Origin of the sequence: Sphingobacterium sp. UBA3549, assembly GCF_002376635.1 — a bacterium.
Lineage (GTDB): Bacteria > Bacteroidota > Bacteroidia > Sphingobacteriales > Sphingobacteriaceae > Sphingobacterium.
Window position 1 is genome coordinate 590,915 of record NZ_DFOE01000037.1, and the last position, 24,927, is coordinate 615,841.

The 24,927-nt window shown below is 40.0% G+C and carries 17 protein-coding genes; 8 read left to right on the forward strand and 9 right to left on the reverse strand.

Features of this window, described 5'->3' with window-relative positions:
* The first annotated feature begins 19 nt into the window (after positions 1-19).
* The 7 genes from B2W36_RS21040 to B2W36_RS21070 all read left to right on the forward strand — a co-directional run bounded on the left by B2W36_RS21040 (position 20) and on the right by B2W36_RS21070 (position 13,958).
* Positions 20-3,259 carry a SusC/RagA family TonB-linked outer membrane protein gene (locus B2W36_RS21040; protein WP_293889447.1) on the forward strand — a complete coding sequence of 1,080 codons (3,240 nt, stop codon included), beginning with the start codon at positions 20-22 and terminating at the stop codon, positions 3,257-3,259.
* A 12-nt stretch (positions 3,260-3,271) separates the two neighbouring features.
* Entirely contained in the window at positions 3,272-4,738 is a 1,467-nt protein-coding gene (locus B2W36_RS21045; protein ID WP_293889448.1) for a RagB/SusD family nutrient uptake outer membrane protein, read from the forward strand.
* 7 nt (positions 4,739-4,745) lie between these two features.
* Entirely contained in the window at positions 4,746-6,359 is a 1,614-nt protein-coding gene (locus B2W36_RS21050) for a fasciclin domain-containing protein (protein WP_293889449.1), read from the forward strand.
* A 30-nt stretch (positions 6,360-6,389) separates the two neighbouring features.
* The gene (locus B2W36_RS21055; protein ID WP_293889450.1) at positions 6,390-7,955 is read left to right on the forward strand and encodes a fasciclin domain-containing protein; all 1,566 of its coding nucleotides are present in this window, start codon (positions 6,390-6,392) and stop codon (positions 7,953-7,955) included.
* 4 nt (positions 7,956-7,959) lie between these two features.
* Positions 7,960-11,076: a SusC/RagA family TonB-linked outer membrane protein gene (locus B2W36_RS21060; protein WP_293889451.1), complete on the forward strand. Its 3,117-nt coding sequence runs from the start codon at positions 7,960-7,962 to the stop codon at positions 11,074-11,076.
* 5 nt (positions 11,077-11,081) lie between these two features.
* Entirely contained in the window at positions 11,082-12,710 is a 1,629-nt protein-coding gene (locus tag B2W36_RS21065) for a RagB/SusD family nutrient uptake outer membrane protein (protein WP_293882823.1), read from the forward strand.
* 210 nt (positions 12,711-12,920) lie between these two features.
* On the forward strand, positions 12,921-13,958 hold the full coding sequence (locus B2W36_RS21070) for a GntR family transcriptional regulator (protein WP_209578255.1): 1,038 nt from the start codon (positions 12,921-12,923) through the stop codon (positions 13,956-13,958).
* A gap of 165 nt (positions 13,959-14,123) precedes the next feature.
* On the opposite strand, the gene B2W36_RS21075 is transcribed toward B2W36_RS21070, so the two are convergent.
* The 9 genes from B2W36_RS21075 to panC form a co-directional block, all read right to left on the reverse strand.
* Positions 14,124-14,696, reverse strand: a complete 573-nt coding sequence (locus tag B2W36_RS21075) for a DUF4136 domain-containing protein (RefSeq protein ID WP_209578256.1) — start codon at positions 14,694-14,696, stop codon at positions 14,124-14,126.
* Between the two features lie 331 nt (positions 14,697-15,027).
* Positions 15,028-16,671, reverse strand: a complete 1,644-nt coding sequence (locus tag B2W36_RS21080) for an NAD+ synthase (protein ID WP_209578257.1) — start codon at positions 16,669-16,671, stop codon at positions 15,028-15,030.
* Between the two features lie 725 nt (positions 16,672-17,396).
* Positions 17,397-17,996 (reverse strand): FKBP-type peptidyl-prolyl cis-trans isomerase, encoded by a 600-nt coding sequence (locus B2W36_RS21085; RefSeq protein WP_293889452.1) that lies wholly within the window; start codon positions 17,994-17,996, stop codon positions 17,397-17,399.
* 204 nt (positions 17,997-18,200) lie between these two features.
* Complete coding sequence (locus B2W36_RS21090) at positions 18,201-18,869, reverse strand: hypothetical protein (RefSeq protein WP_293889453.1); 669 nt, start codon at positions 18,867-18,869, stop codon at positions 18,201-18,203.
* A gap of 74 nt (positions 18,870-18,943) precedes the next feature.
* Complete coding sequence (locus B2W36_RS21095) at positions 18,944-19,378, reverse strand: thioredoxin family protein (protein WP_293889454.1); 435 nt, start codon at positions 19,376-19,378, stop codon at positions 18,944-18,946.
* A gap of 50 nt (positions 19,379-19,428) precedes the next feature.
* The gene (locus B2W36_RS21100; RefSeq protein WP_293889455.1) at positions 19,429-21,765 is read right to left on the reverse strand and encodes a TonB-dependent receptor; all 2,337 of its coding nucleotides are present in this window, start codon (positions 21,763-21,765) and stop codon (positions 19,429-19,431) included.
* Between the two features lie 363 nt (positions 21,766-22,128).
* A complete protein-coding gene (locus tag B2W36_RS21105) occupies positions 22,129-22,491 on the reverse strand; it encodes a hypothetical protein (RefSeq protein WP_293889456.1) in 363 nt (120 codons plus the stop codon).
* 135 nt (positions 22,492-22,626) lie between these two features.
* Positions 22,627-22,977, reverse strand: coding sequence for an aspartate 1-decarboxylase (gene panD / locus B2W36_RS21110; RefSeq protein ID WP_293889457.1), 351 nt, complete (start codon positions 22,975-22,977; stop codon positions 22,627-22,629).
* Positions 22,978-23,021: 44 nt separating this feature from the next.
* Positions 23,022-23,882 (reverse strand): pantoate--beta-alanine ligase, encoded by an 861-nt coding sequence (gene panC, locus B2W36_RS21115; RefSeq protein WP_293889458.1) that lies wholly within the window; start codon positions 23,880-23,882, stop codon positions 23,022-23,024.
* Between the two features lie 147 nt (positions 23,883-24,029).
* Between panC and B2W36_RS21120 the strand changes: the two genes are divergently transcribed.
* Positions 24,030-24,848 (forward strand): glycogen/starch synthase, encoded by an 819-nt coding sequence (locus tag B2W36_RS21120; RefSeq protein WP_209578264.1) that lies wholly within the window; start codon positions 24,030-24,032, stop codon positions 24,846-24,848.
* Positions 24,849-24,927 lie beyond the last annotated feature (79 nt).

Genomic DNA, 24,927 nt, shown 5'->3' on the forward strand with positions numbered 1-24,927 from the left:
TTACCATAAACTAAAATTCATGAAGCTAAATATATTTTTAATCATTACCTGGATTGCTTTTGTACTGCCTGCTTATGGGCAGCGTGCAAAAGTCTTGACCGGTACTGTCCAAAGCGGACCAAACGCGCCTTTGGCAGCGGCTTCCGTCTATATCGAAAACAAAGATAATCGGAGTTTGATGGGCGCTTCAACAGACAATTTAGGTCAATTCACCATTGGAGTTCCCGCCGGTGAAGGACTAACTATTGTCGCTGCCTGTATAGGTTATAAGACCACAAAAATTCCATTTAACGGGCAGAGCACTGTAATCATCAAGCTCGTTAAAGACGATCGTATGATTGACGAGGTTGTCGTTACAGGAGAGAAGGCCAATACAAAGAATAGCATGGGAATTAACTACCGCAATCAGGTTTCGGCGACAGAACGCTTTGACATGAAAGAGTTGGAAGCACTGCCTTTTGCTTCTATTGAAAGTGGGCTACAAGGTCGGCTGGCGAATGTGGATATCGTGTCTAGCGCAGACCCCGGTGCAAGAAGCTCTATCCGGATTAGAGGGACATCCTCGTTGAATGGTAATTCAGAACCCTTAATCGTTGTTGATGGTGTTCCTTATCCTACCTCCATAGGTAGCGACTTTAATTTTTCCACCGCTAACGACGAAGATTTTGGTGGCCTAGTGAATATATCTCCTAACGATATTGAATCCATTGAAGTGTTAAAAGACGCCGCGGCTACAGCGATTTGGGGCTCTAAAGGCGCAAACGGCGTTTTACTCTTTACCACGAAAAAAGGACGTAAGGGTAAAACCCAATTTGCATTGTCCAGCAAATTGGATGTTAAGCGCGAAGCAGAAACAATCCCCATGTTAAATGGAGGACAATATGTCGCACTGGTACAGGATGCCATTTGGAATTCAGTGAATGATCTGGGCTATACTTCCGCGTTACCATACCTCAATTTACTCTATAATACGAACGAAATTAAATATGATCCATCATGGGTCTATTTTAATGAGTATAATCAAAATACCAACTGGCTTGAACAAGTGACCCAAGTGGGACATTTCGAAGATAATTCTCTTTCGATTAGTGGCGGAGGAGATAAAGCCACCTACAGGCTGTCACTAGGGTTTTTAAATGATGTTGGAACGACAAAAGGAACCAAACTGAATCGCTATAATTCACTGTTGAGTCTCAATTATAAATTCTCTAACAAGTTTAATGTTAATGCCGATATGTCCTATTCCATTAGTGATCGGAAGAATTTTTGGACGGGTGAGGATATCAGTACACCAAGAGGTATGGCCATGACCAAAATGCCCAATATGAGTCCTTATGTCATCGGGGAGGATGGCCAATATACAGATCAATATTTTACACCACGGATTAACTTTCAGGGTTCATTTGGGGAGAACCAAATGTTCAATCCAGTAGCGATGGTGAATGAATCAATCAATAATACTGTCGGCGAGCAAGCAAGGGTCGTCTTTCGAGGGATCTATACTATTATTCCAGCGCTTCAATATATTGGTACAGTTGGATTTGATACCAGGTCAACGAAAAATCGAAAATATTTGCCGCAGGCTGTTACCGGAGTTATCTGGACCGATCCGTTCTTCAATAGGGGATCGGATATGCTGTCAGATGAGTTATACCTAAACACCGAGAATAAATTTATATTCAATAAAAAGATAAAAGAGCATAGCATTGTTGCTACGGGCTTATTGCAGACAAATGAAGCACGAAAGTTTAGCTATGCCAGTGAGACATCAGGCAACGCATCATCATCTTTAAGTGATCCAACCGCCGGCGGCGCCGTCGTGAATATGGGGTCGGGAAATTCTAAAACACGGAATATCGGTGCGATTTCCAGTTTGCATTACGCATATAAGGATCGTTATATCGTCAGTGGTACATACCGTTGGGAGGCCAACTCCAGTCTCTCGGCACAACATCGCTGGAAAGGGTTTCCTTCAATTGGCGCTGCCTGGCATCTCGGGGACGAAGAATTTATTAAAAAATTAGACCTTATCAGTACGGCGAAACTTCGCTTTAGCTGGGGGAAAAGTGGAAATGCCCCTTCGGGCGCTTTCACCTATTTGGGCACGTTTCAGCCGCTCACGCCAGGTTATATTGATATGCCTGCTGTGGGACCAGTATCCATTCAATTGGATAATCTTAAATGGGAGACGATAACCCAAACTGATTTTGGTGTCGATCTCTCTTTCTTTAAAAATAGACTTCAATTTACGGGTGAGCTATATAATCGGGTTACCACAGACCTCCTACAAAAGGACGTGACATTACCTTCATCCACTGGTTTTGGTAAAATGCGGTACTACAATTCTGGCAAATTAGCCAATAAAGGCTGGGAATTGATTTTCAATGCTGAGGCAATCCGCTCCAAGGATTTTGGTCTCTCTGTTAATCTGAATGTGTCACGTAATAGAAATGAAGTTATTGTACTACCCGATAACATGCAATTTGAGAACTACAACTTCGGTAATGGCAAATATGCGCATAAAATTATCGAAGGCAATCCAGTAGGCTCATTTTACGGCTACCATTATCTCGGTGTATATCAGAACGAACAAGACACCTATGCCAAAGACCTGGACGGAAAAATAATGTACGACCTACAGGGGCAACCTGTCTATATGGTAAATGGCAACAGGCGGGTATTTGCCGGCGATGCCAAATATCAGGATATCGACGGGAATGGTGTGATTAATCAATATGACATTGTTTATTTAGGAAATGCAATGCCCTTATTTACAATGGGGGGCGGGATAAACCTGCGTTACAAAGCTTTTGCGCTAAGTACTTTTTTGCACGGTAGATTTGGCCAAAAAGTAGTCAATCAGGTACGGATCAATACGGAGAATATGTATGGTACAGCGAACCAAAGTACCGCTGTACTTGGAAGGTGGCGCCAAGAGGGAGATGTTACAGATATACCACGGGCGCTATATGGTGAAGGTTACAATTACTTAGGGTCAGACCGCTTTGTGGAGGATGCATCTTTTGTTAGGTTAAAAATGATCTCTCTCAAATATGCACTTCCTAAAAAAGTAATCGAAAGATGGGGATTGACCCGCTGTGAAATATTTATGACCGTTCAGGATGTCTTTACGTGGACTGATTATTCTGGTCAAGATCCAGAAGTCTCCCTCTCAAGTAATATTTATATGCTGAGCCAGGATAATGCAAGTACGCCACGTCCAAGACGCTTTGCTTTGGGGGTAAATGTAAACTTTTAAAAAAAGGAAGTGATGAAAATATGTTATAAATTAATGATGCTGTGTCTATTGTTGCCAGCGGCATCTTGTCAGAAATGGCTTGATCTCAAACCACAGAATGAACAGGTCAGTGATGCTTACTGGACCAATAAAGCTGAAGTGGAAGCTGTATTAGGTGCGGCCTACGTAAAATTACAAGGTGCTGTTAAAACAATGTTAGTATGGGGCGAAGGCCGGGGAAATACACTGAGCTTAGGCGGGTATTTTGATGTCGATCTTTTAAGGTTAAAAAGTTTCTCGCTTTTGCCGACAAACAATTATGCAAAATGGGGTGAATTTTATCAGATTATCAATTATGCTAATATGGTGATAAAGTATGCTCCTGCTGTTGTTGAAAAAGATCCAGCGTTTAATCAAGCGACTATGGCATCTTTTTTATCGGAGGCTTATTTTTTGCGAGCACTCAGTTATTTCTACATCGTTAGGAGTTTTGGCGAGGCACCATTGATCCTAGAACCCTATATGGACGATCAGCAAGCATACGAATTGTCAAAATCGTCCAAAGCTCAGCTCTTTGATCAGATTGTGCAGGATCTGACGGTTGCGTCAAACAACGGTAAGGAGATCTGGCCAACGGTTTGGGAAACCAAAGGGCGTTCCACAAAATGGGCTATACAAGCGCTGCTGGCCGATGTCTACCTCTGGCTGGGAAAATATGATGAGGCGATAATCGCCTGTAATGCCATATTGCAGTCAGGAAAGTACGGGCTCTTGCAGGGAACAGTCAATAATAAGAATAATTGGTTCAGTATTTTTAATCCCGGAAATTCCAACGAGGGGATTTTTGAAATCCAATTTGATTATACCAAGAATCAAACAAATAAATTGATGGAAATATATGGCTCCAACTATAATTGGATCATATCCAACTATTGTGTGTCGCTATTTACAGAAAATGCCGAAGATATCCGCGGCGCAGGGGCATCCTACGAAACGGTTGCCTACAAGCTTTGGAAATATTTAGGGGCAGAAGGAAATACAACGATTCCTAGACCCTATAGTGATCAAAATTGGATCATTTATCGGGTGGCGGATATTTACCTGATGAAGGCCGAAGCATTGATTATGAAAGGAGAAAGTTACTACCCACAAGCGGTAGAATTGATCACTACGATTCGGTCAAGGGCCTCAATTTCCCGCCCGCTCGAAGCAGGGAGTACCGAATTGGATATATTGAAAGCATTAATGGATGAGCGTGCACGGGAGTTTGTGGGAGAAGGAAAACGTTGGTTTGATCTACTACGTGTGGCGCAACGAGATCAATATAAATATAAAGAATATTTGATCGAACAAGTATTACTCGGCGTATCAGGAGCCTCAACACCTGTGATTAGATCCCTATTGCTCAATGAGAATGCGCACTATTTGCCAATACATGCCGATGAATTGAAGTATAATAAATTGCTTGTGCAGAACCCGTATTATGAAAACCTAAATTAATGCAAAAATGAAAAAGAATCTTATTCCTCTTTCTAACCTTGTGCTGCTTTTTATTGGATTATTTTCAATCCTACTCTCCTCCTGTAAAGATGATTTCGAAAATAATACCTATTCAGCGTATGAAGATTTACCCATGGCTTCATACCTTAAAAATCAGCCCGAAAAATATGATCTATGGGTCAAAATCCTCGAGAAAGCAGATTTGTACAATACATTGAATATTAATACCATATACACGCTCTTTGCTCCAGTCAACGATGGTGTCGAACGATATCTCAAAAAAGTGAATCTGACTTCGGTTGATCAGATGACAAAAGACGATGCTAACTATTTGGTGCGTTATCATCTTGTTCCAAATGTTTCAATTGACCTCGGTCAGTTTCAAAGTGGGGCAATCTCAGATTTAAATGCTACCGATGATAATCTTTTTGTGGAGTTCAAAGATGGTGGATTGGATCAGATCTATTTGAATGGGCTATCGCGATTTAATGCTTTCGATATTAAGGTAACTAATGGAATTATCCATAGCGTAGACGATGTTTTGGAACCTCTTACAGCGACTATATTGGATCGATTGAAGGATCAAAAATATAGCATATTTCATGATCTGGCCGTGGCAACCGGATACGACGAGCGATTAAATACCGTCTACACAGTAGGCACAGACCCGGATGGAAATCCAATCCAACAGCGATTCAAATATACGGCATTTGCGGTAAGTGATGCTGTTTACCTGAAAGAAGGCATTCATACGCTAGCAGAGCTATTGAATAAACTGGGCGCATCAGGATCAGACCTGAAATCGACAAGCAATCTTGCTAACCGTTACATGGCTTACCACCTATTGGCGCAGCAGCGCTCTTTTGCCGATTTAGGTAAATTCCCCGCTGGCGCGACAAAAATGAATTTGGAAACCATGGCCCAATACGAATTGATAAAAATTAGCGAAGGAGGAGAAGGTTTGGTTATTAATACCGATGAACGTGTCGGCAGTGCTATTCATTTTAATGAAATCAATATCCCCTGCAAAAATGGTGTATTGCACGATATTAGCCATTGGATGCCAATTTTCGTTCCAGAGCAGGTCAAGGTTATTTGGGAGTTTACAGACTACCCAGATATTGCCGCCAATGTTACCCAATACAGAAACCCGAGCCTTGGAGCGCAATACAATAAAATCTTTGTGGCCAACGAGCTGACGAGTATTACATGGCGGGCGCAACCAGAGACCAAGTCAAATGTATTGATTTATCGTAACAACAGGAGTGCGGACGGTATTTGGTATACGGGTCCGCTGAATTACGATCATTTACGTGTAGAATTGGGCGAATCGGGATGGATTCAGATGCGAAGCCCCACTATTGTAAAGGGAAAATACAAAGTCAAATTGACGTGGCCTAGTACTAAATATACTTCAAATACAGGAATTTGTGCCTTTGTATTGGATAATGAAATGCTGTATCCCCGGTTGGTGATGTCCAATACCAGCTCCGACAAAATGATGACGCAGGATTTAGGAACCGTGGAATTTAGGGAAACAACAGACCATACCCTCCGCATACTATCACTGGATGGTAAGTTGCTGACGTTAGATTACATCCAGTTCGACCCGATTAATTGACCCAAATAAATGAGATCTAATTATACACACATGAAAAACGTTGTAGGAATTCTCCTGTTCATGCTTGTTGCAGTAACAGGATGTAAAAAGAATTGGAATGAGCACTACGAGGAACAAGGATCCATATCCCAATTAGATTTGTTAGCTTATCTTAAAACTCAACCACAATACAGCCTATTTGTCTCAAAACTGGAAGAGTATGGGATTGCTGAGGAGCTGACCCGCGATCAAGAATTAACCATATGGGCGGTACCTAATGATCAGATGGCAGCCTTTGAATCATCCACAGAAGATAAAATCTCGATCTTAAAGTATCATATTAATAACCTCAAATATGACAGTGGAAAACTTAAAGATGGTTTAAAATTAATTACTTTAAATGGGAAGTATCTGATGGTTTCACGTAAGGATAATCAGGCATATGTTGGTGACGCCAAACTGATTAAGGCCAATCAATTTTGTAAAAACGGGGTGGTGCATGAAATTGATCTGTTGCTGAAGCCGGACGTTAGCATTTATGATTATCTCCGTGGTCTGGGGAATGACTATTCGATCATTCGAGATAGCGTTCTCGCCATGAATGATACGATTTTTGATTTGTCAAATAGTGTTCCCATAGGGGTAGATCCAACTGGGAACACGTTATACGACTCCGTATTTACCATTACAAATCCAATATTTGAAAAGGCGAACATCCGCTCTGAGTTTGCAAATGTTACGATGTTCCTTCCTACTAATCAGGTTATTAAAAATTGTTTTGATGATTTACAGCGTCTCTATAATCAATTTGGAAAGAAGTTTTTGAGAGAAGACTCCTTAATCGCCTATACATGGATCAAAGAGGCTATTTTTTATAATGAAATTATAACTGACTATGGCACAAAGGATCTGACATCCGCCTTTAATCGCTTATGGAAGCCAGGTATACAACTGGTAGATCCGCAATATAAACGCATGAGTAACGGTAGAATCTTTAACGTGACCAAATTAAAAATTCCCAATAATGTCCATATTCAAATGATAAAGCAGTTGTTTCATTATTATGAATATGTACCGGAAAATGAAAAGGCAAACCTGTTTGGCCTCGCCAATGTGACCGCTATAGAACCAAAGGACAGGGATAAGGTAAGTTTTCCTACATTGGGGATCGAGCTTACCTACCGAACCCTTCTCATACGGGGAGATATAGCTGACAATAAGCCTGCATCAATCAATTTTACTCCGATTATGTTAGAGCGGAAGCCAGATGGTTCAACAGGTTATAAAGTCGTGGAAGTTCCACCAGGAGAATATAATCTGTATATGGGATTTTTGGCCAAAAACCATCCATTTGTGAATATCTACGTAGACGATAAGTTAGTGGCAAAGTCTTTAAATGTGGAACCGTCGACGCCGTGGAACTATGATCGCGCGACAAATACCGTAGCTGGAACCAAGTATAATGGTTGGGGAGGACTGGTCGGACCTGTAGTGATCGAGGGCGATAAAATCCGGTCCTTTAAAATTAAAGTTGAATTTGCCGGCTTAGGAAAGGGAACTGTAGAAAATATTGAGCCTTACCACTGGGCGTTGATTCCAACAGTAAATAATTATTAACCAAATGAATTTTACAGATCTCATGTATAAGAAAAATAAACATGTGTGGAAGTTGTCAATGGCTTTGTCATTCTCATTATTCTGCATGCATAGTTATGCCCAGCAAAATATTCAGGGAAAGGTCGTGAAATCGTACGATAAAACTCCCGTAGAGGGGGCTATTGTAAGTATTTTGAACTCAACACATACCACCAAGACGAAATCGGATGGAACATTTGTTTTCGATAATATACGAGATGAGTCGCCAGTTATTCGGATTTGGAGTCCCGGATTCTTTGAATCACGTATTGAAGTGTTGGGGCGTAACCAAATTGAAATAAAGTTGATTTCGGAGGGACGAGAACATTATGAAAATGTAGTTTCGGGGTCTTTTTCTGCAGCTAATGCGACGTTGTTGACCACGGAACACTATCCTAAGGGCGCAGCCACCGCTGAACAAGTACTAACTGGCCAGATTGTAGGGTTACGCACGGCCAACAAAGGTGGAATGCCTTCAGAAGGTGCTGCATTGAATTTTAGGGGAGTGCGCTCGTTTGAAGCAAATAGCAATCCGCTGATTGTCGTCGATAATGTACCGTATTTACCAGATATGGATAATTCTCCGATTATTGGTGGATACTCGAGAAGTATCTTTGCCCCATTTAACCTTCATGATATTAAAAGTATTCAATTCTTGAAGGGAGCCGAAACAGCACGTTACGGTTCGTTAGGCTCAAATGGAGTACTCAAATTAGAAACCTCTGCATCCGATGATATGGAAACGGTTATTGAGTATCGAGGTAATTTTGGAGTAGCGCATCAGTATAGAACGCTGCCTGTGCTGAATGATAGTCAATACAAGAGCTATCTCGGTGCCGTTGGGATGACCAATTACAACGATATGGGCGAGCTGCTGGCGCAATTTCCTTTCCTGAAAGATGATCCGAATTATTATTATAACTACCTGTACAATAATAAAACGGATTGGCAAGATCAGATTTATCGAAATGCTTTTGTAACCGATCATCATTTAAGAATCAAAGGTGGCGATGCGGTTGCAAAATATGATCTCTCGCTTGGCGTGTTGAACCAACAGGGCGTATTGGACAATACAAACAACACCCGATACAGCACGCGTTTGAATTCAACGATTGCTTTAGGACAGAAATTCGACTTGAATGCAATTATGGCATTGACCTATAACACGGGAAGAATGCAGGAACAAGGCATGTTAAAAGCCACCAATCCCATGTTGGCCGCAATGTATAGAGCGCCGATTCTTAGCCCCTATACAAAAGATAAAGACAACAACCTATTGACTGATTTGGATGGTGTTAGACAATTTGGTGTCTCTAATCCCTTAGCTCTTCTACAAACCGGCGATTTTACATCGGATGTCTACGATGTTTTTGCGCAAGCTAATTTGCGCTATAGAGCGACTAAAGATCTTCAATTTAATGCTTTGCTGGGTTACTATACAAATTATAGCCGGCAGACAACCTTTGTACCAGGATTGTCTAGCGGTACCATTCTGCCCTTAGAGAATGGAATTGCTTTAAATACGGCGCGATCGGGCGCTGGGCAGTCTGCTAATATTTCATGGAATTTTTATGGAAGTTATGCGAAGCAGTTGGGCAGCGATCAATTGGATGCTGGTATCGGTATACAGGGCCTGCTGAATAGTCAGGAGTATGATGCCGGTGCGGGCAGGAATACAAGTTCCGATTTTTACCGTACACTGAATTATGTCAGTAACGCAGGACGTAAATTTTGGGGATATGATGAAGACTGGAATTGGATGAACATGTATGGTTTCGTCCGTTACAACTGGCGCAGCTTATTGAAATTAGATGCCAGTCTTAGCGTTGACGGTACCTCCGTTACAGGCGAAAATGCCAAAAGGTTTGGACTGTTCCCGGCGGCGGACTTATCAATTCTGCTCTCTAATATGTCTTTTCTGAAGGAGAATGAATCGATAAACAACCTCGTGTTAAAATTTGGTTACGCAAAAACCGGTAACAGCCGCTTTTCATCAAAGATTGGACAATCGTACTACAGTAGCCAATTATATCGACAACTTGCTGGAATTGTAGTGGGTAACATTCCTAGCAATGAAATTAGATGGGAAGATAACCAAAATATGCAGGGTAATTTAATCTTTTCGGGGCTAAATCAACGTTTAAATATGAACGTGGGATATTATTACAACCGTGCCAGTCATCTTTTAAATAGTTTTTCTGTGTCGCCCATAGCGGGAATCGACAGGATATTTTTAAATGGGGGTCAAATCAACAATCGTGGTTTGGAAGTGGATGCTAATTTTGTTTTCGTTGACAAAACAGACTGGTCCTTCACACTGGGCGGTAATTTATCCACATTAAACAGTACCGTAAAAAAGCTGTTGAGTGTGAATCCAATACTGTTACAGCAGGAAGATGATGTTGTTCGCATCCATCAGGTGGATAAGGCACCCTTTTCTTTTTATGGATATCAATCCAATGGCGTTATTGCTAGCGCCAGAGAGGCCGAGCAATTGAATTTATACGATTATAAGAATAGAATGTTTGCTCCAGGCGATGTTTTCTTTGAGGACGTGAATAACGATGGTATTATAGATGCCGAAGATCAGGTCAATCTAGGAAGTAGTTTGCCGAAATTATTTGGGGGCGCATATTTCACTTTACGTTATAAGAAGGTTCAATTGCAGGGTCTCTTGAGTTTTACCAAGGGCAACAAGATTTATAATGCTGTACGTAGAAGTCTCGAGGATCTCGCAGGTTACAATAATCAATCCATTGCGGCACTGCGCCGTTGGCAGACCGATGGCCAACAAACTGATATCCCACAGGTACAGTATGGTGATCCCATGGACAACGCACGCTTTTCTAGCCGCTGGATTGAAGATGCTTCTTATATGCGTTTAGAGAACTTGTCTTTGTCTTATCGTTTTGGGAATCATCGACTTAAAATTCTTGCGCATTCGGAATGGTATATCGTTGCTGAAAATTTATTTACATGGAGTAAATATTTGGGACTGGATCCTGTAACGGCATACAGCAATAGCATGGCTTATACCGGTGCAGACTATGGCAAAATCCCTTTACCACGGACCTTTAAATTAGGCGTCAATTTTAAACTCTAGAAAGTATGAAAAGTTATTATATACACTATAGCATAGTCGTCGTGTGCTTGGTTCTTACCAGTTGTTCCAAATATTTTGAAGTGAATACCAACGATGTTTTGACGGAAAAAGATTATGGTCAAGAAACCAATGAACTGTATTCAGGTTATATGGGAGTTGCTGCAAAAATGCAGGCTCTGGCCGATCAAACTGTATTTTTAAGTGACTTACGAACCGATCTACTTGAACCTACGGCCAATGCACCCCAAGATTTGTGGGATTTGTACAACTACAAGGAAAAAAAGGGCAATACTTTTGCCAACCCACGCACCTATTATGATCTTATTGTAAATGCCAATGCTTATTTGGAAAAAATTAGGTCTTATCGAAAAGCAAACCCAAAAGCATTGGAGGACGAGCACTATAATGCATTGATATCTGGAACAATTCGTTTTAAAGTATGGACGTATCTGACGCTAGGGAAATTATACGGTAAGGTAGCTTATTTCGATGATTCTAAGATCGATTTAGACAATCTGTCTTCCATTCCCGTAATTTCTTTAAATGAACTGTTGCCTAAACTGGTCTCATTGATGGAAATAGGTGTGGACGGTGTTGATGGAAAGTATGTCGCGAACTGGGGCAATATTTTATTTCCAGGGGTGGCTACTAATCAGCAAGATCTCACTTGGAATATGATTTGTCCATCGCCTGAACCATTATTAATGGAGCTGTATCTGTGGACGAGACAATATACAAAAGTGGTCGATATCGGTATTCGCTTTATCTATGACAATGGTAGTAATAAGTTTAAAGTCAGTAATGACGATTATAATGGGGAGTGGGTTCAGGTATTTACGAGGGATCCAATAACACGGACAAGAGTATTGATGAATATTGTACCCTATGATTTTGAACGAAACCAGACAAATCGCTTGATGCAGTTTTTCTCGAATCAAAGTCCTTCCTTATATTATTTAAAGCCGACGGCTGCCGCCATGGGTCGGTACCAGGAACAAATTCGATATGATGGGCATACCTTGGGTGATCAATATCGGGGAGAGAATTACACCTACTTTTTACAGAACGGAGCATGGGTGATCCGCAAATTTTCGAGAGATCGGGAGAGCGCTTCGGAAATCTATAAAAATAATGTCCATATTGTCATATACCGAGATGCTGATGTACACTTTTTTATGATAGAAGCCCTCAATAACTTGGGCATGTTTGATCAGGCGGAGGCATTGTTGAATGATGGTGTAGAGTTGTATCTTTCACGAAACGCAGGCAATTTAAAGTATCCTTTTGACAATGCGGCGATGAATGTTAGCCTTGCCAGAAATTGGGGAATTAGACGTCGGGTCAATCTCGCACCGGTGCACCCAGAAGGTGTTAGCAGAGATGATTTATCAACGACAGAAAAAGTTGATGCTTATAAGAAGGCATTAGATAAATTAGTTGTTGAAGAGACCCTGATGGAAAGTGCTGGCGAAGCAAAGGCTTATTTTGCGATGATGCGCATTGCCGATCGTTGGAACGACCCTACAATTTTAGCCGATATCGTCGCGCAGAAGTACCCCGTAGGCCAAACGAACCAGATTCGCCAATATTTGCTGGATAGAAATCATTGGTTTGTTCAATATCCGTTAAATTAAACTTCATTTACATTTTAAGCGGTTCAATATATAACGATTTCAATTGCTAAAAAATTCACTGTTAAAATAAGGGTATGTTTATACGATTCGAAGACAATAGATTTTTTTTCATAGGCTGCATCGCAAAAGAATTTTGAAAACCGTAGTTTTTAAGTTTTTTTAAAAAAGTTATGAACAAATCGTTAATTTTATATTTCTTAAAATCTAACAATGACCAATTCTGTAAATCAATTTTTAAAAACGTTAGAAATTAGTGATTTCTCTGCTACTCCAAAGTATTTGCAATTGGCGAATACGATTATTGATGCCGTAAAAAACGAAATATTGGTCCGGGATGATATGTTGCCTTCCATTAATGAGTTAAGTGCCTATTTAGAAATCTCACGTGATACGGTTGAAAAAGCATACCGATACCTTAAGAAAAATGAGATTATTGCTTCGAACCCCGGTAAGGGCTATTATGTGCATAAAACAGATGTACAATCGAAACTTAAGATTGCAATCTTTCTGAATAAACTCAGTGCGCATAAAAAAATTGTGTATGATTCCTTTGCAAAGGAATTAAGTGACTATGCGAATTTGGATTTGTTTGTTTATAATTCAGATCTATCGTATTTAAATACACTTTTAGGGAGTCTAACGAAAACTTATGACCATTATGTTCTTTTTCCACACTTTAAAGAAGGCAGGGATAAGGCCCCGGATATTATCCGGAAAATCCCTTCAGAAAAGCTAATGCTATTGGGTAAGTTTATCGAAGATGTACCTGGCGATTTTCCTGCGGTTTATGAGAACTATGAACAGGATATTTACTCCGCTCTGGAGGAAGCTAATGAAGTTTTGAGTAAATACAAAAGCTTAAAACTGGTCTTTCCGGACTACAGTGATTTTCCAAAGGCTATTATCAAAGGGTTTTATAAATTTTGTCAGCAATATGCTTTTGATCACGAATTAGTTTCTGATATCGATGAAGAGAAGGTAGAGAAGGGAACGTGTTACATTAACATTATCGAAGATGATCTTGTAAAACTGCTGAACAAAGTGATACAGAAAAAATTGGTCATCGGAACTGACGTTGGTGTGATCTCCTATAATGAAACACCATTGAAGAAATTTATTCTCAATGGTATCACAACCATATCGACTGATTTTGAAATGATGGGACGTTTAGCGGCCGAATTGATTATTAAAAAATCCAAAGACCGTGTTGAGGTTCCATTTTATTTGAAAGTTAGATCATCGATTTAGAACCAAGATATAATAATGAGTTCTTCGCATAGCGGGGGAATATACATAAGGAATGCGCAGTCCAAAATGTATGCCGATAGTAGCTGTCTTTTTGTAATAGAGGTAGTTGTATATAAAAGAAAAAGACTGGTNNACCAGTCTTTTTCTTTTATATATAAACTTCGTTTATTTTTTTAAGGTCTTCACAGGAAACAGTTCAATAACACCTTTTGCAACCTTGCTGATGTTATTAATTGCTTTTTCTGGGTTATCGACATCTCCCGATCCGCGTGCCTGCCAAATCACTGCATTTGTTTTGCGGTCAATAGCTTCAATAATTAGATGACCATAACGATAGCGCTCTTTTGCAACTGGGTAATAGCCGCCACCGTAGTAATATGGTGAAAACCATGGACGATACCAACCCCAGGGTCCACCCCAGCCGTAGTAACCGCCGCCACCATAGACCAAGCGACTCTTATTATTGACAATCGTGATGTATCGAAATAGCAAATCAGGGTTATCTTTGGAATATTGAAGGCCTTTTGCTTCCAAAGCTGCATTTGCTGCGTCCAGGATATTTGTTTTAGCGATATCATTGTCAAAATAAGACTTTGATAACGAGTCGACCGGAGGCAACCAAGCATACGTCTTAAATGGCGTAAAATCCATCTTTTCTACCCGTGTGGTATTGTATTGATAAGACGAACATGATGCGAGTGCAACGCAAAGCACCAAAAATAATAGAATCTTTTTCATCGTAGTAATTATTTATAAGTGTGATCTCATCGGTGTAAATGAGCTCGTTTCACTCGGTTTGTTTATTAACTGTGATGAATCTATCATGAGTATTTTATCACCGTATTTAACGGCCAACTCATGATGGTTCATGGCCTATATTGAACTTATATTTATTTAACTAATTTGTTTTTATTCCTTATCGTATACCTTTCAAGTGTAAAAATATTACAGTTGACGGTCTTTATGGCAATTGTTTCTTTATCCTCCGGGATGCTATTATCCTTTTTGATTTTACAACCTATTACTTTAGACAAAAAACTATAAATATGGTTTAATCGTAATTGTAAAATTAATAAGGATATTTTGCCACTAGCGGAATCTGTCTTCCAGGACCAAATGCTTTTGGACTGATCCGCAGGATAGGAGGAGCTTGAAAACGTTTGAATTCAGCATTATTAACCAATTTACATATCCTTTCTACTAACGATTGTTCAAAGCCCATTGCTACAACCTCAGATCCTGCTTTCTCATTTTCGATGAGTTCAAAGAGGATTTGATCCAATAGTTCATATTCCGGTAAGGAGTCTGAATCTTTTTGATCTGGCCGAAGTTCTGCGGAAGGTGCTTTTTCAATGGTATTGATTGGAATGATTTCCCGTTCTCGATTAATATAGCGTGCTAAATCATAGGCTTTGGATTTGTAAACATCACCGATTACAGAGATGGAACCTGCCATATCACCATAGAGCGTACCGTATCCTACAGCAGCTTCACTTTTATTGGACGTATTGAGCAGGATATGACCAAACTTATTGGAAACGGCCATCAAAATTACAGCACGGGCGCGTGCCTGTATATTTTCTTCAGTCGTATCGGGTTGTAGATTCTCAAAAAGAGGGGCCAAGCTATGTTCGTATGCATTAGCAATATCTTTGATGGGAATGATATGGTGTTTGCAGCCAGTATTGTTGACCAGATCCATGGCATCTTTTATCGAATGGTCGGAAGAATAAACCGATGGCATCAGTATGGCCAATACATTATCGGCCCCGAGAGCCTCGCAGGCTAAAGCAGCAACCAAGGCCGAATCCAGTCCGCCCGACAGGCCTAAAACTGCCTTTCTAAAACCAGATTTTTGAAAATAATCCCGAAGGCCCAGGATTAATGCATCGTGCACAAGCTCCATCTCAGATTTAGGGTGCTTAGGAGCGGCTGTGGTGGAGATTATATTTTGTTGATGATAGGTTATAAATTGAAGATCCTCTTCAAAGCTTTTTAGTTCAGCGACCGTTGTACCTTCATTATTCAAGGCAATGGAGCGTCCATCAAATATAATATCCATGTGAGCCCCAATTTGATTAACATAAATCAGCGGTCTGCCCGACTTTTTGACCTGCTGACTAAGAACTTTAACGCGTTCCTCAAAATGCGTATAGGAAAAAGGAGAGGCCGCAATGTTGATGAGTAGGTCTGGATTTTCTTTTCTCAGTTCTGCCATGGGATCGCCAACGTACGAATTGCCACCCTCGTCATCGTCCCACAGATCTTCGCAAATTGTTAGGGCAATCTTTACGCCGTTCAGTTCGATGCAGTTGAAAACTCTACTAGGTTCAAAATAGCGATATTCATCAAATACATCATAATCAGGCAAAAGACCTTTTTTAACAACATCCTTTACGATTCCATGTTCGATAAATACAGCAGAATTATAGAGTTCTTTACCTTCAGGATCACCGTTTTTGACGGGTGCTCCGATGATACAGGCAATATCATGGCACTGTGCAGCGATTTGATGAATAGCTTCATCACATTGATGTCTGAATGCCTTATTTCTTAACAGGTCCTTGGCGGGATATCCGCCAATTGCGAGTTCGGCGAAGATAATAAGATCGGCAGCGGCTTCTTTGGCCTGATGGATGGCGCTAATTATCTTTTTAGTATTTGCTTCAAAATTACCGATATGGTAATTTAACTGTGCTAAAGCTATTTTCATATGCTATTGATCTTCTAAAAATAAGATACCTACTTATGGAGGATCTTCTCACAAATTTATTTCTTTTTTTTGATACTAAGCTTGCTCTTATTGGAATAAAGGAAAGTTAATCAAGAGAAATCGATGTTTGTAACCTGTGTGTTACCGATGTGGCAATATACTGGGGTATTTCTAAGGTATATATAAAATAAGCTAGGGCAATTGCATCGAATAGGGCCGCTTCTTAAGGCAGCAATCTGCTATAAGCAAATCGGGATAGGAAGAATGAATAGCTTTAAGGGTATAGATTATGCTAAATTGTTTTAACATAATTTTAACAACGTTAAATGCTGTTAAATTTCTTGACATGAATGCAGATGTATAGTACCTTTGATGTATCAAAAGCAACGAAAGATATTAAAAATAATATATAAAGAACTTTTCATAATTTAGGTTAATAATTGGTTAGGTAAAGCTCGGAGTTCCCCACTTCGAGCTTTTATTATTATAGATATTTCGCATGCGGTTTTTGCTCCCAATTCATTTTCATCCCAACTAGATTATGAGTGTTTAAAATAGATCTATTTGTTACATCCGCACAGTTACTTCCATTTTTTCTGATTTAATTCTTAACGGTGGCAAATGGGGATCAAGTTGTAACCAACTTGTACCTTTTAACAATGGTGTTAGGATTTTTAGATTCTAACACCATTGTATACAAGAGAACTTATTTAGTTAAAATATTTTTATTTAATGTCTACCACTTCAATCACGAAGTCCAAGGGTGAGTTGGCAGGAATTGGCCCTACCGCTCGGTTTCCATAACAGAATTTAGAAGGCGCCATGATATGAATTTTAGAACCTTTTTGAAGCCCTTTCTCTGTCAGTCCTCCGAGATCTACATCACCTATTTTTTTAGGAGCAAAGGCGAATGTCCAAGCTGGTATAAGCGTGCTCTCGAAAGGATAATCATAACCGGTATTGGTAAGGAGCTCAAAGCTAGCCGTTTTATCGGTTTCAGTTTGGTCGAAAATACTGCCATTTAATAAGCGACCAGTATATTTTACAGTTGGATTAACTTTAAAGGCTTTAGCATTTAAGGTATCCACAATTTTATATTGATAATTTCCTGTGCCTTCAGCCAAAATTTCATACCAAATGCCTGTCTCGCTATTGTATTGGGCATCGGGATACTTTTGGCTAACATAATTTTTAAGTGCGACGGAGTCTGTTTTAAATTGTGCAGCTGCATCGTAAATCGGCGCATCATCACTTTTGGCACAGCTAATAATAAGGAAAGCGATTGCTGTAATTCCTAAAAATAATGGTGATAACAATTTTTTCATGGTATTATTTGTTAGTTTTTCAATAAGTAGCCATTTCATTGTGAAATTGGCCTAGCAAATGTATGTGATTTTTTTCTTTTTGTATATTTACGCCTAAATAATTAACAAATTGATACAGTGATTTACATTTCTGTATTAAGATCTGCTAAAAAAAAAGCCATTCTCATTGAGAAAATGGCTTTTTCTGAATATGGTTTATATTTCTTATTTGACAGGACCGACTGCTTTCAGTTCAATAGTATATACAACAGGTGTATTTTTAGGAACGGTCACCTTTTCGCTTCCTGTGTATTCTGTTTGGTCAAAAGTGTAGTAGGAAGGTGAAATAAAGGATATCTTATCTCCTTTCTGAAGGCCTTTAGGTAATAAGCCCTCAAATCTTACATCTTTCCCCTGAATATTTATGATCGTAGGGATGAATGCTTGAACCCAAGCAGTATTATATACCGTAATAGCAGTTCTGATATCATCATAAACCTTAGGGATGCCATCCGTATTTTTGTCAAAGACTTGCCCACTCATTAATTCTCCCCTAAAGTTAAAAGTCGCCGACCAAGAATTTGCAGCCGGACCATAATATCCATTTGTACCTGTATATGAATAAGGAGTTTCAGTAGTGGGCGAAAATTCAACTTTGTACCAAATACCCGTAGAATCGGAATATTTTGCATCTGCTCCCCATTTCATTTTAGCATATTGCTCCAATTGAGGAGCTTGTATTTTCAATAGGGATTCTTTGCGTGCTTTCTCTTGTCTGGCGGCTTCTTCTTGTTGTCTTCTTAATTCATCATAGTCAATGTTATCTTTATTACAAGCTGTAAAAAGAATACCAAGACACAAAAATGCCATTAAAAATTTTGTGATATTTTTCATAATTTCTTAAAGTGTGTATTAATTATAAAACTCAAAACGCAGGCTGGACAAACTTCGCTACATCAAATGTTAAATTATTCTAAAAAACCATATAATTCTTTTGAATTCAGGTATTTTTGTCGTATGCTTTTTAAATGAAATTCAAGGTCCAGTCTTAAAATACTTGGAAAGATAAGCTGTTTGCCCCGCAGTAATTGTATTGCTAATGGATGGTATTTCCCTACTTTCTTTTTTCTGCTTAGGGGCTTCCATATGCTATTGTCGAAAACAATCTCTTCGGTAGATTCGGCATCGTACTTCACCGCATAGTAACGCTGGTTAATTAATTCAATAATTTCTCTGTTTGTAAAGATTTCTTGCTCCATTTTTCTGCAGTAGCTACACCAATCGGTATGGATGAAAAGCAGTGTTTCCCTTGGCTCAACAGCGAGTAAAGAATCAAGTTGTTCGAAGCTGATCCAATTTATCCGCTCTTGTCCAAAGTGACAGAGCGGATAAAATAACATCATCGACAGAACGGATATTTTCCTGAAATGCTTCATAGATCAGTTATTGTTTTTTAATGGAAATGGCCAACGCGCAAACCAAAGGTAAATGTCCGTGGACGAGTCGGACCATAGATATAGTCTGAATCCCTCAATGGCCCCTTGTCAAAGTCTTTCTGAAAAGCATTAAACATGTTTTGTATACCGCCGAAAATTTCAATACTAAAATCTTTATGTATGGGCAAGGTATAGCCCAGCCGCAGATTTAATTCGACGAAGTCGCGCGCGTCTTTCAAGGTCATCAAATCGTTTTGGATATGAGGAACAATCATCTTTCCGGTGTAGACTCCGGTCAGATCGACTGCAAATTGTTTGGTCGCCTTTAAATTGCTATTCATATAGCCATAAATATTGGGTGTACGGACGTATTTCTTGGTCAGGATATCCTGTCCGTCTTCCTTTCCCTCGTAGATAAGTTGATCTCTTTTATAGCGAGAGCGCTGAATGGTCCCACCGGTTTGGATAGAAAACCAAGATGATGGTGCAATATTGATCTCAATATTAGAGCCATATACCCGGGCACCCTCACCGTTTTGCATCTCCTGGATGATCAATCCGTCTTTTTCTGATGCCATGACATTGACAAATTGATTGTTTAGATCCGTATAAAACCCTTCCACAAGCAGACTCGTCTGTACATTTCCAAAATTTTTGTTGTAGCTAAAGGAACCTGTATACGCATTAGAATACTCTGTTTTTAGATTTTCACCAATTAACACAAATACTTGATTTCCACCAATGGAAGTGACATGCATGTCCTCGTTAAAAGCTTGTGGCGCACGGAAACCGCGGGCATAGCCCCCTCTAAATTGAAGGTCCTTGGTGATATCATATAAGATTGTCAACCGTGGGCTAAAGTTGCCAAAACGCTGATCTGAGTTTCGGTCTATACCTGCAAGACTGTATTTGCCATCGACATAGGTATAATCGTATCGGGCTCCGATCAAGGTTTTAAAATTACTTAAAGGCTTCCATTCATATTGGGCATAACTGCCTAATCCTCTGTTTTGCTGATCAATGGTTCGTTTGTACCCCGGTATGTCGTCTTGGGTATCGTTGTACGAGAACTCCGCTCCGGCGGTAAATACATCGCGTTCAAAGTTGTAGGTATACTGTCCCCCTGCAACCAGCGCGATATCATTTGTCTTTCCGTATGCATTGGCAGCTAATGTGCTGTCTGCGAGTGTTGCTCCGCCCCCTAGGCCGCCATAGTAGCTGTCACGAACGGTTTTCTGTACAGAGCCGTAAAGCGACATTTTTTGCTTGTAATCGCTAGAGTAATGATCGTAGGTAATTCCGCCAACAAGCGAACTGGTTTCCAATTGTTCTGTGATTTGCGTCAAGTGGGGTACTTTATCAAGCTGATCACCACCGCGACGGAACTCATTCACTGTACTAAAATCTACGGTTATCTTATCTAGATCACTCGGTTTGTAAAATATTTTTGTGCCAAAAGTAGTGTTTCGAAGTTTGGTCATTTCCGAAAAACCATCTCCATTAGCATCATATGCTTCCCGATTGCGGTGCATGCCGTAGAACGTCGCACCTCTCTTGAGGTCTTCCGCGACGGTGGAGGTGTTAAAATCAACTGTATTGTCCCAGCTTCTGCCACCTATGAGTGAGTTGGTTGATTTTACCTGCCAGTCATTTTCTACCGGATCTTTTGTAATAATATTGATTGTCCCAGCAATGGCATTGGCGCCAAATAATGCCGAACCGCCACTTCGTACGACCTCAATACGATCGATCATACTGGTGGGAATCTGGTCTAATCCATATACGCTATTCAATGCGGAGAATACGCCTCTGCTATTGATCAATATTTGCGAATAGGGACCTTCGAGACCATTCAGCCGGACTTGTGAAAAACCGCAATTCTGGCAATTGTTTTCTACGCGTACGCCCGGCTGATAATTCAGTGTTTCAGACATGGCGACAGATTGTGTCGCATTAAATAATTTGGGGCCTATTACATTGACAACTACCGGAGCATCCTTTCGTTTGACGCCGTAACGTGTAGCAGAAACAACAACCTCATCCAAATTGAGGTTGTCTTCCTCCAGTTGAATATGTAACGGAGCCTTTAGCGTATCAAGGGAGATAAGCTTGCTGATTGAGCGGTAGCCTACTGCAGATATATTTAATGTTACTTTTTGCATCGGTATAGCAGACAACTTGAAGTAGCCCGCTGTATCAGATGTAGTCGCAAGCTTGCTGTTTTTTAAAGTCAGTGTGCCGGATGGAACTGCTTCATGGTTTTTATTGAATAAATAGCCTTCCAGTTTCGATTGGGCATATATAGTGGATGTACCCGCCAGTAATAAGGCGAATAAAGTGTATTGCTTTAGCATAGTAATTTTATAAAAATTTTAAAAATACAAGCCTCGTATAGCATTGTCTATAGCGCGCTATGAACAGCATTCAAGGTATTGAACACGGATAGGAAACAAGAAAATAACTTGTCCTTATATAGGGCTATTGTACCAAGGAGTTCATTGAAACCACTGTAAGGTAGTCCAACGAAGGGTGTCGCCTTGGTATCAACGACAATTCTCGAAAAGGAGGCCAATAAGAAATTGTATCAAAGACGTCGTACAGATATAGTCATTCCGTGGTTTAGCAATGCGTTACTGGACGCATACGGTACGTTCCGTTTATTAGCGTCGAGTACTGCCATGCCAGACTACCGGTTTTCGAAATCTCTGATGTTAGTTTTATACTAAGCAGGGGGGACCACGTAAATGGTAATGATCGATAGTTGACGTAATCGCTTCCGGACAAAAGGAATTATAACGCACCTGTCTTACTTCGCGGGGAATTGGAAGTTCAAGGACGGTAAATTCGGTTTGTACGTAGGTGTTGTGATAGATGACATTCAGGTATTCGATTTGGTCATCTGTTTCTTGGGGCTTTTGTTTCTTGGTAAAATCATAAGGGTGGGTGTGCATGACAATTTCACCTGTAGATTTTACCTCTTTGTGCATAAAAACAACACCTGAAATAATAATCAGTGACATTAATACCAATTGGCATAATGCAATAAGCTGACGTGGACTTCTGGTTGTTTTTGGGTACATAAAAAAGCGTTACTTTTTTAGGGTAACGCTTCAAAATTACGATTTTATTTTATCAGTATAGAGCTGTATGGATTAAAAAAATATTAAGTATGCCTATTTTTGATACCTTAATGTTCTCTTTTCCTTACATCCATACTATTTAATCAAATGATTGTTGTCGTCTGGAAATACAAGCCAGGGTTGAAATTGTTTGGCTTCTTCAAAATCCATGGTCGCATAGGAAATGATGATGACGATATCGCCAACTTGAACCAGGCGTGCCGCAGCACCATTCAAACAAATTGTTCCCGAACCGCGTTGGCCAGGGATAACGTATGTCTCAAAGCGTGCTCCATTGTTATTGTTTACGATTTGAACTTTCTCGTTAGCGATGATATTTGCGGCATCCATCAAATCTTCATCTATTGTGATACTACCCACATAATTCAATTCCGCTTGTGTGACCTTAACGCGGTGAATCTTGGATTTCATTACTTCTATTACCATGGCGCAAAGTTAGGGCTTTCTACTGAATTTGAAAGATTTGTCAATTAATTTGACAAATTATTCAGAATCATATTATCGATCAGACGCACGCCCTCAACCCAGGCTGTGACGAGGGCAACATGTTGTTTGCTGAAGTCGATGTGATCGACCTCCTTTAAGCTGGTACTCTCACATATGGCAAAGTATTCAACGCTCAGTCCATCTGTAGCTGTTAATATCTTCAGCGCTTGGTCTTTTATTTCCCGGAGTGCTGTAGCATCATTGATGTGGTCTTTTACGTATGTCAAGGAACGTGAAAGGGCCAACGCTATTGTTTTTCCTTCTTCACTTAATCGCATGTTTCTGGAGCTCAAAGCTAGGCCATCTTGATCTCTAATGATGGGGCATATCGCCAATTGAATAGGTAGATCCTTCATTTCAATCATGCGTTTAATAACCATGACCTGCTGAAAGTCTTTTTGTCCGAAACAGGCAATATGCGGTTGTACTAATGTAAATAATTTATAGACGACTTGAGTGACGCCCTGAAAATGCCCTGGACGTTTTTCCCCTTCCCAGATTTGATCCAGTTCGCCCAAATCGATATGCCAGTGTTCGTGTTTGTCGGGGTACATTTCGTCAACGGTTGGCAAGAAAAGAATATCACACCCCACAGCTTCCAATAGTTTGATATCGTTCTCGATTGGGCGTGGATATTTCTCGAGATCTTTTGGGTCATTAAATTGCGTAGGATTTACAAAAATACTGCAGACGCGAATGTCGCTCAAAGGTTTTGCATAATTTAATAAGGATAAATGTCCTTCATGTAATGCCCCCATGGTCGGGATTAGGGCGATTTTTTGATCGGTTTTTCGTGCTTCTTGCAGGTATGCTTGGAGAGAGGCTTTCGTTTTGAAAATTTCCACTTTGCTATTTAGTTTTTGTGGGCAAAGTTGCATATAATTTTGGGAATATAAAACGATGATTAATAGTAAATTGCATAGTAAGTATTTTTTTCGTACCTTTGTAGACCGATTTTACTGTTCGAAAATAATAAATAAAAATAACTGGAGATGGCAAAAACGAAGATATTGTTTATTACTCACGAGATGTCGCCTTTCCTCGAATTAACTAAAATTTCTGAAATCACACGTCAACTTCCGCAAGCGATGCAAGAAAAGGGTTTTGAGATCCGGATCTTAATGCCGCGTTTTGGGAATATCAATGAGCGTAGAAATAGATTACATGAGGTTATTCGTCTTTCAGGCCTGAACATTGTTGTGGATAATAATGATAATCCGCTAATTATTAAAGTTGCTTCATTACCTGCGGCCCGGATGCAGGTGTATTTCTTGGATAATGAAGACTACTTTCAGCGTAAAAAAGTTTTTAGTGATGAGCATGGCGAGTTCTTTGCAGACAACAATGAGCGTTCGGTGTTCTTCTGTAAAGGAGCGTTGGAAACTGTGAAGAAATTAGGTTGGTCCCCAGATGTAGTGCACTGTCATGGATGGTTCTCTGCGTTGGTACCGGCGTATGTCAAGACGACTTATAAAGACGATCCGACATTCAAGGATGCAAAAGTAATGTACTCTTTGTTCAATGAAGAGTTTAAAGGTACATTAGGTACGAAGTATGCGGAAATGGCGCCAGAGGGTTCATTTAAAGCTGAGGATGCGCAGGTGTACGGTGATGGTAGCTATGAGGCTATCTATAAAGGTGCTTTGCATTTTACCGATATGGTCGTTGTTGCAGATCAAAATGTCAATACCGAAATAGTTGATTTTGCAAGATCAAAAGATATTCAGGTTTTTGAGCCCAACGGCGATCAAGACTATGATGCTTTTGGAGAAGTATATGATCAATTTGCGCCTGAAGAAGTAGAAGCGTAGGCTATACTTTTCGAAGCGTTTCAAAAAGCAATAAAAAAAAAGGTTATTTTAAAAAAAGAGGGCACTGAAAAAGTCTCAA